14 protein-coding genes are annotated in these 12553 nt (G+C 60.9%); 3 read left to right on the top strand and 11 right to left on the bottom strand.

Translation table 11 applies throughout. The features are described 5' to 3' along the window. The first annotated feature begins 51 nt into the window (after positions 1-51). Positions 52-972: a LysR family transcriptional regulator gene (locus HNP71_RS12575; protein WP_183267294.1), complete on the top strand. Its 921-nt coding sequence runs from the start codon at positions 52-54 to the stop codon at positions 970-972. On the opposite strand, the gene HNP71_RS12580 is transcribed toward HNP71_RS12575, so the two are convergent. Genes HNP71_RS12580 through benA form a run of 4 tightly spaced genes read right to left on the bottom strand, consistent with a single transcriptional unit; the run spans position 969 to position 4664 of the window. After that, entirely contained in the window at positions 969-1763 is a 795-nt protein-coding gene (locus tag HNP71_RS12580; RefSeq protein WP_183267295.1) for a 1,6-dihydroxycyclohexa-2,4-diene-1-carboxylate dehydrogenase, read from the bottom strand. The two genes, HNP71_RS12575 and HNP71_RS12580, sit on opposite strands and share 4 nt — an antisense overlap. Further along, positions 1760-2776 carry a benzoate 1,2-dioxygenase electron transfer component BenC gene (gene benC, locus HNP71_RS12585; protein ID WP_183267296.1) on the bottom strand — a complete coding sequence of 339 codons (1017 nt, stop codon included), beginning with the start codon at positions 2774-2776 and terminating at the stop codon, positions 1760-1762. Before benC ends, HNP71_RS12580 begins: the two co-directional genes overlap by 4 nt. 19 nt (positions 2777-2795) lie before the next feature. Then, positions 2796-3281, bottom strand: coding sequence for a benzoate 1,2-dioxygenase small subunit (gene benB, locus HNP71_RS12590; RefSeq protein ID WP_183267297.1), 486 nt, complete (start codon positions 3279-3281; stop codon positions 2796-2798). Positions 3282-3308: 27 nt separating this feature from the next. Further along, positions 3309-4664, bottom strand: a complete 1356-nt coding sequence (gene benA, locus HNP71_RS12595; protein WP_183267298.1) for a benzoate 1,2-dioxygenase large subunit — start codon at positions 4662-4664, stop codon at positions 3309-3311. 223 nt (positions 4665-4887) lie between these two features. On the opposite strand from benA, the gene hpaI reads away from it, so the two are divergent. Together hpaI and HNP71_RS12605 are read left to right on the top strand one after the other, a co-directional pair. Then, complete coding sequence (gene hpaI, locus HNP71_RS12600; RefSeq protein WP_183267299.1) at positions 4888-5694, top strand: 4-hydroxy-2-oxoheptanedioate aldolase; 807 nt, start codon at positions 4888-4890, stop codon at positions 5692-5694. Positions 5695-5714: 20 nt separating this feature from the next. Continuing rightward, on the top strand, positions 5715-6590 hold the full coding sequence (locus tag HNP71_RS12605) for an AEC family transporter (RefSeq protein WP_183267300.1): 876 nt from the start codon (positions 5715-5717) through the stop codon (positions 6588-6590). A gap of 53 nt (positions 6591-6643) precedes the next feature. Here HNP71_RS12605 and HNP71_RS12610 read toward each other — a convergent pair whose 3' ends face one another. The 7 genes from HNP71_RS12610 to HNP71_RS12640 all read right to left on the bottom strand — a co-directional run bounded on the left by HNP71_RS12610 (position 6644) and on the right by HNP71_RS12640 (position 12493). Then, positions 6644-7597: a SphA family protein gene (locus tag HNP71_RS12610; protein ID WP_183267301.1), complete on the bottom strand. Its 954-nt coding sequence runs from the start codon at positions 7595-7597 to the stop codon at positions 6644-6646. A 203-nt stretch (positions 7598-7800) separates the two neighbouring features. Further along, on the bottom strand, positions 7801-8862 hold the full coding sequence (locus HNP71_RS12615; protein WP_183267302.1) for an NADH:ubiquinone reductase (Na(+)-transporting) subunit F: 1062 nt from the start codon (positions 8860-8862) through the stop codon (positions 7801-7803). A gap of 18 nt (positions 8863-8880) precedes the next feature. Beyond that, the gene (locus HNP71_RS12620; RefSeq protein WP_183267303.1) at positions 8881-9243 is read right to left on the bottom strand and encodes a phenol hydroxylase subunit P4; all 363 of its coding nucleotides are present in this window, start codon (positions 9241-9243) and stop codon (positions 8881-8883) included. 59 nt (positions 9244-9302) lie between these two features. Beyond that, entirely contained in the window at positions 9303-10820 is a 1518-nt protein-coding gene (locus tag HNP71_RS12625; RefSeq protein ID WP_183267304.1) for an aromatic/alkene/methane monooxygenase hydroxylase/oxygenase subunit alpha, read from the bottom strand. A gap of 26 nt (positions 10821-10846) precedes the next feature. Then, positions 10847-11119: an MmoB/DmpM family protein gene (locus HNP71_RS12630; RefSeq protein WP_183267305.1), complete on the bottom strand. Its 273-nt coding sequence runs from the start codon at positions 11117-11119 to the stop codon at positions 10847-10849. Positions 11120-11134: 15 nt separating this feature from the next. Next, positions 11135-12127 (bottom strand): aromatic/alkene monooxygenase hydroxylase subunit beta, encoded by a 993-nt coding sequence (locus HNP71_RS12635; protein ID WP_183267306.1) that lies wholly within the window; start codon positions 12125-12127, stop codon positions 11135-11137. A gap of 72 nt (positions 12128-12199) precedes the next feature. Beyond that, positions 12200-12493 (bottom strand): phenol hydroxylase subunit, encoded by a 294-nt coding sequence (locus HNP71_RS12640; RefSeq protein ID WP_183267307.1) that lies wholly within the window; start codon positions 12491-12493, stop codon positions 12200-12202. Positions 12494-12553: the final 60 nt, after the last annotated feature.

A 12553-nucleotide genomic window follows, 5' to 3' on the forward strand; every position in this document is an offset into this window, starting at 1 on the left:
CGGTAGAGAACATGGCTCAGGCAAGGCCTTGAGACTACCGAGGAATATTTTATGGAACTGCGCCATCTGCGCTATTTCGTCGCCGTCGCGCAGGAGCGTAATTTCACGCGCGCGGCCGAGCGGCTGCATATCGCGCAACCGCCCTTGAGCCGACAGATCCAACAGCTCGAGGAGGAACTCGGGCTGCAACTCTTCGAGCGCGAGAGTCGCCCCCTGAAAACCACCGAGGCTGGGCGGCTGTTTCTGGAACAGGCCGTGCAGGTGCTGGAGCGCGTGGACACGGTGCGGATGATGATGCACCGGCTGAAAGAGGCGGGAAAGCCGCGCTTCGTCATCGGCTTTGCGCCCTCCACCATTTACGCGGCACTGCCGAACCTGATCCGCCGCTTCCGCTCCACGGCGCCAGAGGTGGAGCTGAGCCTGGTGGAAATGGTGAGCTACGAGCAGATCGCGGCGCTGAAGGAGGGGCGGATCGATGTCGGGTTCGGGCGCATCCGGCTGGAGGATCCCGCCGTGCGGCGGGACGTGCTGCGCAACGAGCCGCTGGTGGTGGCGCTGCCGGTGGCGCATCCGCTGGCCAGCGCCGAAGGACCGCTCGGCCTCGCCGAACTCGCGCGGGAAGCACTGATCATCTATCCGCGTGAGCCGCGCCCGAGCTATGCGGATCAAGTGATCTCGCTGTTCCACGACCGCGGGCTGGAGCCAAATATCGTGCATGAAGCTCGTGAGCTGCAAACCGCCATCGGGCTGGTGGCCGCCGAGATCGGCTGCGCCATCGTGCCGGTTTCCGTGGCGAGGCTGAAGCGCGACGACATCGTGTACCGCGACCTCGACGATCCCGCCGCCGCCTCGCCGATCATCATGAGCCGCCGGGCGGGAGACACCTCGCCGATGCTTTCGGTGATGTCGCGCGTGATCGTGGAAACTTATACCGACTGGGGCTGGCCCGCCCCAGCCAGACTTGAAGACTAACCTATGTCTCCGCCGGCCACGGGGATCGTGATGCCGGTGATGTAGGAGGCTTCGTCGGAGGCCAGGAACAGGATCGCGCTCACCTGCTCATCCAGCGTGCCGTATCGGTGCATCAGGCTCGATTGCAGCGTCTGGTCGATGAGGCACTGATACCAAGCCTTCTCCCTATCGGTCTGCTCCGCCGTATTGCGCGGAACGCGCCGTGGCGGGGCCTCGGTGCCGCCAGGGGCCACGGCGTTCACGCGGATGTTCTGCGCCGCATATTCCCAGGCGAGATTCACAGTGAGCGCGTTCACACCGCCCTTCGCAGCGCCGTAAGGCACGCGCATCAGCCCGCGCGTGGCGACGGAAGAGATGTTGACGATCGCCCCGCCCTTGCCCGCCAGGAATAAAGGCAGCGCCGCGCGGCAGCCCCAAAGCGTGGGGAACAGCGAGCGTCGGATTTCCGCCTCGATCTGCTCCGGCGTGTACTCGCCATAGGGCTTGGCCCAGATCGTGCCGCCAATGTTGTTGATGAGCACATCGAGGCGGCCGAATTTTTGTTCAGCCGCCTGCATCACCGCCTCGGCCCCCGCATATTGCTCAAGGTCCGCCTGCACGGCGATGGCCTCGGCGCCAAGCGAGCGCGCCTCATCCCGCACCTCATCCACCAGTGGGGAACGGTCGGCCAGCACCAAGGATGCTCCCTCTCGCGCCATACGCAGGGCGGCCTGCTGGCCAATGCCCTGCGCGGCGCCAGTGATCACCGCGATTTTGCCCGCGAATCTTCCGGGCCAGGCAGGAGCGCTCATGCCGCCTTGTCCACCGGGGCGCTGGGGTTGAACTTCTCGTAATGGAAGCTCGCCGGGGTGACGCCGCTATCAGCGAAGTATTTGCGCACGGCTTCGACCATCGGCGGTGGGCCACAGAGATACACATCGACATCGCCACCATTGATGTGCTCAGGCAGGATGTATTGCGTCACGTAGCCCTTGCGCGGATAGGCGCCATTCGGGTTGGCAATGCAGGCTTCCCAGGTGAAACCGGGAATCTTCGCCGCGTACTCGTCCAGCGCCGCCGTTTCCACCAGATCTTCGTCGTTGGTGACACCGTAGATGAGATGCACCTTATGCCCGGGCGGTTTGGCCTGCAGATGCCCCAGCATGGACAGCAGCGGCGCAAGCCCGGTGCCACCGGCAAGCAGCAGCAGCGGACGCTTCACCTCGCGCAGGAAGAAGCTGCCGGAGGGGCCGACAAAGTTAAGCTCCACGCCTGGCTGCGCGTTGGCGATGAACGTGCTCATCAACCCGCCAGGAATATTGCGGATGAGGAAGCTCGCCACCTCCGCCCCCGGTGCGGAGCTGAAGGAATAGGCTCGTTGCTGGTTGGTACCAGGAACCTCGATGTTCACATACTGGCCGGGCAGGAATGTCACCGGCTCGGCCAGCTTGAGCGAAAACGAGATCGTCGTGGGAGAGAGCTTGTTCACAGCTTCCAGCGTTGCGGTCTGCTTCACCGGCCCGGTCTTGCAGGCCGACGAAGGCACCGGAATGTTCAGCACGAGGTCCGAGCGCGGGCGCATCTGGCAGGCCAGGGCAAAACCCTGGGCTGCCTCCTCATCCGTCAGCGCGTCCTCAATATAGGACCCGCCATCGTATTTGCCGGACTCGCAGAACAGTTTGCAGGTGCCGCAGGCGCCGTCACGGCAGTCCAGCGGGATGTTGATCCCGGCGCGATAGGACGCGTCAGCCACTGTGTCCGTCTCCGGGCAGTTGATGAAGCGCGTGACGCCGTCCTCGAAGTTGAGCGCAACCTTGAAAGCCATGATACCCTCCCTCCCCAGGTCAGATATGGTAGATGTCGACGACGTGGTGGATGTAATCGTTCTTCAGCACCACTTTCTTGTTCGTGATCTTTGGTTCCGCACCAGAGATGTCAAGCGTGTAGAACGACACACCGAAGAACGTGTCGGTCGTCTTGTAACGATGGCTCAGCGTGAACCAATTGAAGCGCAACTTGCACTCGTTGGCGCTCTGCTCGAGGACCTCGAGATTGCTGATATTATGCGAGGTGCGCGGCTCCGGGGTCGAGGCGCTGGAGCGCTCGGTGCGGATACGGAAGATGCGATCCTCCAGCCCGCCGCGGTTCGGATAGTAAATCAGCGAGATCTGGCGCTGGGGATCGGTCACCAGCGCATCGTCCTCCTTCCAGGACGGCATCCAGAATTCAGCTTCCGGCGCATAGAGTTCCAGCCAGGAATCCCACTGACGGTCATCGAGGAAACGAGCTTCCTTATACAGGAACGCCTGGACCTGTTCGGTCGTGATCATATCGTTTTTATCCCGTGCTTCTTGACGTTATTCTTCTTCGGCCTGGAACTCACCTTCCAGCACCTTGTTCATCGTTTCCAGCCAGTAGCGGTGCTGTTCCACGTACAGCCCCTCATCCTCGGTGCGGGTACCGCTGAGCAGCGGGTTCAGGCCGATGACCTTGGCCGTCTCATCCGGCCCCTTCACCCAGTGCTTGGCACCGCGCGAAAGATCGTTCCACGCCGCGGCGCGACCCTTGTAACCTTCCTGGCAGGCACGGAATTCCTCGAGGTCATCCGGCGTCGCCATGCCGGAGGCGTTAAAGAAATCCTCGTACTGGCGGATGCGGTGGGCGCGGGCCTCGGCATCCTCGCCCTTCGGCGCGATGCAGTAGATCGTCACCTCGGTCTTATCGACGGAGATCGGGCGCAGAACGCGGATCTGCGAGCTGAACTGGTCCATCAGATAGACGTTCGGGTACAGGCACAGATTGCGCGAGCGCAGCACCATCCAGTCCGCCATGGCTTGGCCGAACTTCTCCGCCAGTTCCTCGCGGCGGTTCCAGTTCGGACGGTCCTCGGGGTTGGCCCAGTTGGTCCAGAGTAGCATATGGCCATGCTCAAAAGAGTACGATCCGCCACCAGTTTTCGCCCAGCCACCGGCGGACATGGCGCGCACGCCATCCTCGCGCTCCAGCTCCTTGCGGCGGCCGGTGGTGGCCGCGTAGTTCCAATGCGTCGCGGTCACGTGGTAGCCATCGGCGCCATTCTCGGCCTGCAGCTTCCAGTTGCCGTCATACACATAGGTGGAGGCGCCATCCAGCACTTCCAGCCCTTCAGGAGATTGGTCAACGATCATGTCGATGATCTTGGCGGCTTCGCCCAGGTGCTCGGCCAGCGACTTCACATCCGCGTTCAGGCTGCCGAACAGGAAACCGCGATAGCTCTCGAACCGAGCCACCTTGGTCAGGTCGTGCGAGCCCTGCTTGTTGAAGCTCTCGGGGTACTCCGCACCCTCGGGATCCTTCACCTTAAGCAGCTTGCCGGAGTTGTTGAAGGTCCAGCCATGGAACGGGCAGGTATAGGTACCCTGGTTGCCGCGCTTGCGACGGCAAATCATCGCGCCGCGATGGCTGCACGCGTTGATGAAGGCATTCAACTCGCCATTGCGGTTGCGCGCGATGACGATCGGCTGACGGCCGATATTGGTGGTGAAGTAGTCGTTGTTGTTCGGGATCTGCGTCTCATGCGCCAGGAACACCCAGTTACCTTCGAAGATGTGCTCCATCTCCAGCTCGAACAGCTCGGGGTCGGTAAAGATGTCGCGGCGGCAGCGGTAATGGCCGGTGGCGGGATCATCCTCCAGCATGGCGCCGAGAGGGGACTGCGAAAAATCGTCCAGCATGCTTGCGTTTCCTTGCTTGCTTTTGTTGTACGAATATCGGGGAACAGCCCCCGATGGCTGACATTGGAATAGAATTTCGAGATTTTCGGGTCCAACACTGATTATGTATATTTCAATACCTACAGGATATAGAGCATCTCGCCAGCACCAAACTCGCCCCCTGGTTTGTGGTGCATCGCAAAAGGCGCTAAAACACCAGAAATCACACACACGGAACGCCAAGATGCCAGACTCCACCGAAAATGTTTTCAAATCATCCCTCGCCCGGGGAGAGACGATGATCGGCCTGTGGCTGACCCTAGCGGACCCGTATTCCGCAGAGATTTGCGCCGGGGCCGGATTCGATTGGGTATTGATCGACGGTGAGCACGCGCCCAACGACCTGCGTAGCGTGCTGGGACAGTTGCAGGCCATCGCCCCCTACGGCACCGAGGCCGTTGTCCGCCCGCCGGTTGGCGAGCCGCACCGCATCAAGCAACTTTTGGACATCGGCGTGCGCAGCCTACTGATCCCGATGATCGAGACCGCCGAACAGGCCGCCGCCATGGTGAGCGCCGTGCGCTACCCGCCCGCCGGTATCCGCGGCGTGGGCAGCGCCATCGCTCGCGCCTCGCGCTGGGGGCGGATTGGCGACTACCTGGACCACGCCGATGACAGCGTCTGCCTGCTATTGCAGGTGGAATCCGGCACTGCGCTGGAGAATCTCGACGCCATCCTGGCCGTGCCGGGTGTGGACGGCATTTTCGTCGGCCCGGCCGATCTCTCCGCCTCGCTCGGCTATCTCGGCGCGCCCGACCACCCGGAGGTGCAGGGGAAGATCCTCGATGCCATCGCGCGCATCCGCAAGGCCGGCAAGGCGGCGGGCATCCTCAGCTCGGATGAAGCCTTGTCGCAAAGCTATATCGATGCCGGTTGCGGCTTCGTCGCCGTGGGAGTGGACGCCACGCTGCTCGCACGTGGCACCGAGCGCCTGGCCCGCAAGTTCAAGCCCTCCTCCGGCCCGGCGGTGAAGCCGGGTAGCGTGTACTAGCGCCAAACACCGCACCGCCCATGCTCAGCCATATCGTTTCCGTGCTGTTCCCGTTATTCACGATCAGCGCGCTGGGCTACATCGTCGGGCGGCGCACCAAGCCGGACCTCTCCACCGCCAACCGGCTGAACATGGATGTGTTCACCCCCGCCCTCGTGTTCAGCGCGATGGCGGACAAGGATTTCCACATCCGTGGCTTTGCCGCGCTGGCGGCGGCGGCGCTGCTGGTGGTGGCGGGTTGCGGCGTGGCCGGATGGGGCATCGCGCGGCTGCTGCGAATCGACCCGAAAACCCTGGTGCCGCCGCTGATGTTCAATAATTGCGGCAATCTCGGCCTACCCATCGCCGTGCTCGCCTTCGGCCCGCACGCATTGGCTCCGGCGGTCATCACCTTCCTTGTCTCCAACGTCTCGCAATTCTCCTTCGGCACCTGGCTGCTCGACCATAAGGCACGCCTCGCCGGGGTGTGGCGCTCGCCCTCCATCCAGGCGGCCATTGTTGGGCTCGCGGTGGCGCTGGCGGGGTTCCAAATCTGGCCGCCACTGCTCGTCTCCATGAAGATGCTCGGCGATATCTCGATCCCGCTGATGCTCTTCGCCCTTGGCGCAAGGCTAGCCGATTCGCGGTTTCATGCCGTGGGGTTCGGCATTCTTGGCGCCGTGTTGCGCCCGGTGCTGGGCATGGCCATGGCATGGGCGGCGATGGCCATCATCCCCCTGCCGCCGCAGCAGCGGGCTCTGCTGCTTATCTTCGGCGCCCTGCCTCCTGCGGTGCTCAACTACATGTTCGCCGAACGTTACAACCAGGAACCGGACAAGGTGGCCTCCATGGTGCTCATTGGCAATATCGCGGCGCTGGTGTTCCTGCCCATCGCCCTGATGCTGACGCTGCATTAAACACAAACAAAAACGGCCCGGTTTGCACCGGGCCGTTTGCCGTGTTGCTTAAGCTAGCCTTCGAACGCGGTGAGGAAGCGGAAATCGACGAAGTCGCCGCCCACGTCGTTATGCACGCTGACGAAATGGTTCCAGACCGCGGTCACGCTCATTCCACCGGGGAACTCATAGCCCACGATCGGACCAACGCTGTAGCTGGTCACACGAGTATTCGCTACCGAGGCGCCATTCAGCGTATCGTTGCTGAACTGATTCGCCTGGCTGCCACCAACGCCGAGCGTCCACCTGCCCATAGTCTTGGTCACAGCGTAGTCCGCCGTGAACTCCGAGGTGGAGTGATAGCTGTTGCCGTGGATGCCAGCATAATTGTTGTCATCGCCAACGTTGAAGCTGACATGGCCAGCGGCGGTGACATTCCAGCCATTATACAGCCAGCTGACAGCGAAATCAGGCTGGAAGGTGGTGAACGCGTTACCCGAGGGCACGCCGCCATTCTTCACATTGCCCTGGAAGTAATCGCTCATGGTGTTCGTGGCGGTCGGCAGCAGCACGGTCAGGCTGACGCGTGCAAACAGATTATGAGGCAACTGCCAGGACAGAGCACCCGGGATCAGTACGGTGTTGTACATGCCCAGATTGCCGCCACCCGGATGCTCCGACTGTGTTGGCGCGTAGGAGGTGTAATCGAACGGCAGGCCAATCGCCATGCCGTAGGTCGCGCCCAGAACCTTGAAGTTCGGGATATAGATCAGCACCGGAACTTCAACCAGCGCGGAAAGATGCGTGCCTGGAATCGAGTTACCGTTACGGTCGTACTTAGTGTAATCGGCGTAGTAGTTGTCCAACTCGCCATAGAAACCCGGAGGCGCCAGAGCACCCGAGGGGATACCTTCGCCAAAACCACGCAGGTACGGATCCCAAAGCTCCTCGGCCTTGGCGGCGGTGGCGGTAAACACGGACCCAGCCACAGCCAGCGCGGCGGCACTCGTCAGCAGCTTCAGCTTCATCGACATTTCCTTCTCCCTGTATTTGTGGCACGCGGCCCTTTTTGAGCCGCGCTTAGTCTCTCCGAACTGTCCCGTTTTGACGCAGCACACCGACTAGCGGCACCACGAAGCTGAACAGGCAACAGCGCAATAAACTAAACCGTAACGTTCTCAGTCCCGCCGGGGTGGGATTTAGTCCTGCGGATTCCAAGCAAACGGCTTGATTATATCGTCTTGAACAGTGGGCTCCTCGTCGTTTTTTTGTCATCTTTGGCGGTAAGGAACCGCTCAGTCAAGATATGTTTCTCAAACAAACGACCTTGCATCAACATATTGACGCATGCCTCGATCATGGGCGGCGGACCGCACAGATAAGCAGTCAAACCCTCGAATAATTTATCGTACAGCCTTGCTGCCACATCATGCACAAACCCCCGCTCCCCGGCCCAATCGGAGCCTTCCGGCTCCGACGACAATGCTGGAACGTAACGGAAATTCGGGTGCTTCGCGGCCAGCGCCTCAAACTCCGATTCGCCGTAGAGATCGGCCCGGGTCCGCACGCCATGGATCAGCGTGATCGGCTCCGCGTAGCCCTCGGCCAGCAGGTCCAGGATCATCGAGCGCGGGCTGGAAACGCCCGTGCCGCCTGCCAGGAACAGCAGCGGCCCGCCACGGGATTTACGCACGAAGAAGCGGCCATACGGACCCGAAAGGGTCAGCTTGTCTCCCTCCTTCAAAACCTCGTGAATATAGGTCGTGCCCTTGCCGCCCGGCAACAGGCGGATCTGCAGATCGACATGCCCATTCTCCGATGGCGGATTCGCAATCGAGAAAGCGCGCGTGCCCTCCACCCCCGGCAATTTCAGATTGACGTACTGGCCAGCCTGGAAATCGATGGTTTTGCCTTCGAGACGAAGGCGCAGCCCCTTCACGTCATGAGTCAGGTTCTCAAGCGTCTCAACCGTAACGTTGAAGTCCTGAATCGGAATCCGGCGCTGGTCCGGGTCCTCCTCGATATCCGCTTCGATGGTGACATCGCTTTTCATTCGCGCCGAGCAGGCAAGTGTCTTGCCTTCGCTGCGCTCGAAATCCATCAGCGCGAAGCTGGACGCATCCGCATGGTCCACCTCGCCATCGAGAACATCGACCTTGCAGGTGCCACACAGGCCATGCCCGCAGGCGTAAGGCAGGTAGATCCCCTGCCTCAGGCACGCGTCGAGGATCGTCTGGCCTTCCTCGACCTCGATGGTCTCCCCCACCGGCTCAACGGTCAGCTGGTAGCTCATTAGCCTATTCCATTCAGTTCAAGAGAAGGCCACACCGGAAAGACCCGGCGTCCAGAACCGCACCAGCGATTTGTGGTGCAGGCCATTGGCAGCCAAAGAGGCGCTGAAATCCGGCGACTTCCTCTCGCCGTCGATGGACCAGAGCGTCTTAGACCAGTCCACATTCGCCGCATCCGGGTGCGCGGCATAGTGCGGCGCAACCACCTCACTCACGAAAGCCCCGAACGGCATACCTGGGGGCAGTGGAAAGGCGATCGCTGAACAGAAGGAGAGATGCTCCTCCCAATGCACGAAGATCAGGATGTTGCCGTGAAAATTCGTTTCGAGATCGCGGATCTCGACCTTGGACTCATAACCGGGCGCAAGCGCGACAACGGACATATTTTCCTCCTTAGGGATACGCATGGCACGCGTGGTGCCATGCGTCTTTTTTTGTTATTTCAGCTGGCTTGACGAAGCTTTTCCGCGTGCCACTCGTTCCACAGCTTCTCATCCGGCGAGCCGACATAGTCCATGTTATCGGCGCCGACATTCATATTGTACCAGCGCAGCACATCCGGCACGGTGGCGCCTCCGCAATTGCCCTGGAAGATCTGGTGCACCGGCAGCCAAGCCTGGCTGAACTTCTCCGGTTCATCGCAGAAGATGTCTTTGCAGCCATCGGAGCAGAAATGATAGGTGTCACCTTTGTACTGCGTGGAGCGGAAGCAGATTTCGGTCGGATTTCCGGGCTCAGTATAGGCCATCGGGATCTGGCAGGTCTGGCAGAGCTGCGGCAGCGCATTGTTGTAAAAACGCTTACCCTCTTTCTCCATCTTCGCCCACATCTCCCAGCGCGGACGATAATACTTGTCGAACGTGTTGGGATATTTCTCAGAGAGCCAGTCCAGATGCTCGGCATCCGGCATCCAGGTATGGAAGGCCGCGGCGTGGGTGTACTGGTAGAACACCGCCCAGTTCTGGTGCGAGATATGCTCGGCTTCCGCCGTGGCGATATCGGCGTATTTCGGCATCTTCAGCCCGTAACGGCCAAGATCCTGGAACAGCGCGCCACCGGCTTCCACGAAGTAGATATCCCAGGCTTCCTTCCAGGACATCACTTTTTTCGGCAGCATGTAGTCCATCATCATGGCGACAAGGCCAAGCAGGCGGTGGCCACGCCAGAACCACTTATCCACCCATTTCTGCACGATCGGCAGATTGTCCGGGTGCTGTTCCAGCAGGAACTTGATCACCTCGATGCCCAGCGTCATGTGGCGACTCTCATCCGACTGCGCGGAAAAGCCGAAGGTCACGGTCGACATGTCGCCGTTATAGGCGGCGCCCGACATGAACGGCACGAAGAGCAGGTTGGTGAGCAGGTACTCGAAGGCGAAGCCGATCGCGATCATGAACTCGAACGGCCCGGCCGAGCGCGCATCGTCGAAAAAGCTCTTCGGCACGGAGAGATACCACACGCGGTCATGCATGTGTGGAAACTCGCCTATGCCATCGAAGTACTTGTTGTAATGGCTGATCGTGTGCACCTGCGTCTGCAGATGGCGCAGTTCGTCGATCGACTGCATCTGCGCTGCAACGCGAGTGCCGGCACCACGAAGATGCCGCCCAGCGAAGGCGAAGCCGCGATGTGCCTGATATTCCTCCGGCGAGATGCCGGTGAGGAACAGCTTGAGCACATTGGCATAACGCCCGTCGGAAATCCCGGTCTGGCCGTTATTCTGGGCGAAGGCGTCGATCACGGCGTAGAGCTTACGCTCCTTTTCCGCCTGGAATTTCCAGTACGAATCCATGGTTAGGCGGAACGGGTCTTCCCAAGCCGACCAATCCTTGATCTTGATGCCCTCGAAAGAATCGTAGGGGAACACCTTGTCCATCGGCTGGTAGCTGGTTTCCCAGTCCAGCCCGCGCGTCAGGTATTCATAACGCTGCCGCAATCCAAGCTTCTTGGTACCGCTCATCTTTTCTGTTTCCTCTACGTTTTTAATTAGTGGCGCCAGCTCAGCGTGAAGTGATCGTCATCCTCGTCCAGGTTCCCGGCCATGGAAACCAGCACGAGCTGGATCTCCTGCGGGTCCCACGAGCGGCCGATCCGCTCCTCGACGGAAGCACGCTTCACCGTGATCGTCCCGTCGCAATCGAGCTTGACAGCACCTGGCATGTTCATAACGCGCACACCGGGATTATCAGCCATGATGGCTTCGATGATGGGGCGGGCCTCGTCGGTATGAACGAGGGTGATGGAGGCGATTTGGGCCATGTTCGTTTCCTTTCCTTAAACCGCGAGGCCGAGGCTGGCAGCCTTCTTCAGTGCCGCTTCACCGGCGGCGATAGCGGCGGTACCGCCATCATTCAGCAGCGCGACAGAGAGGGGCTTCGCCGCCTCTGTGGCGCGGCCAATCCAGTGCTTCGCCCAGCCGGAAACCAGCGCCTTGTTCTCCTCCGATTCCGCCGCGACAATCTTGATCACCGCATCGCTCCAGCGGCTCTCCTCGGCGCGCCAATCGTTCATGAACTCGGTGAGCAGCGCCACGGTCAGCCCGGCATCGTCCCAAGCGGATTCGACATTCTTGTAGATCAACGAGAGAAGAACGCCATTCACGCCCAGCGTCTGCGCCACGAAGAGGTGGAACCAGTCGCGTTCGACGAACGTATCCTCGATCAACCGGCGGGTGTCCTGCCAGGCTGCATCGTTCAGCCAAGTCTGCTTGGCTTCATCCAGCGTCGATCCGGTCTGGTTGTCCAGCAGCAGCCCAATGCGGCTGACATATTGCGCCATGCCGAGATGATCACCCGCCGAGAAGATGCACGGCGCCGTAACGGCGGTGCCATAGCCGCGCTGGCAGATCTCGGTCATGTTCATGTTGCTGCCCCAGTGCAGGTGGCGCAGCGGCAACAGCCCGCGGCGGATGGCCCCACGGGCGGATTCGGAAGCCTTAGTGAGCAGGCCACGCTCTTCCACGAAGGCAAAGTTCCGCTCCGCCGCCTGATTCATATTCGCGCGGGCGATATTGTAGGCGGCGTAATAATACTGGCGCGGGTCGAGCGGCTTGTACCAGTCCTGCATCACCACGGTGGTCTTGCGCGTGTCGTAGGTCCAATATTCCGGCTCCCAAAGCGGCTTGTAATGGAAATTCGTGGTTGCCTGGATGTCGAACGTCGCCTCCTGGTAGCGCGAGGCGGGCTTGTCCTCGCCCAAACGCCGGGCGATATGCCCAAATGTATGGCGCTTTGGCGCAAGGTCGATCGTCTTGATCTGTACAGTCATGCGTATCCTCTCCGTGGAGCGCGTTCAGCACCCCGGCTTGTTGTAATTATTGCAGGCGGAAACCAGGCTTTTTCAGTTTTTATCAGGCTGGCGGAGCAGGCCGGGCTGCCCCGCGCGCCAGGCCAGACGGTCCAGTTCGGTGGCAACGCCCTCCGCCGGCGGCAGGATCTCGGCATGCCGCTCCTGGCAGAATTCCTTGAAGGCCTGGAAAGGCAGAATCAATTCCACCTTCAGATCATCAGATCCGATTCCAAACTCGAATTCCACAAACCGACCCGAACGCGTCCCTAACACGCGGACAAAGGCGTACGCGCTTTCCACAGCACCTTGCGGCGGCTCGGCCACCGGGGGGTTCCGGCTTGCCATATGCAGCTTCCTCCTAGACCATGGTGCGCCATTCTTTTCTTCGCGCATCTCACTGGAAGA

The sequence above is a fragment of the Acidocella aromatica genome (assembly GCF_014201825.1).
Classification (GTDB): Bacteria; Pseudomonadota; Alphaproteobacteria; order Acetobacterales; family Acetobacteraceae; genus Acidocella; species Acidocella aromatica.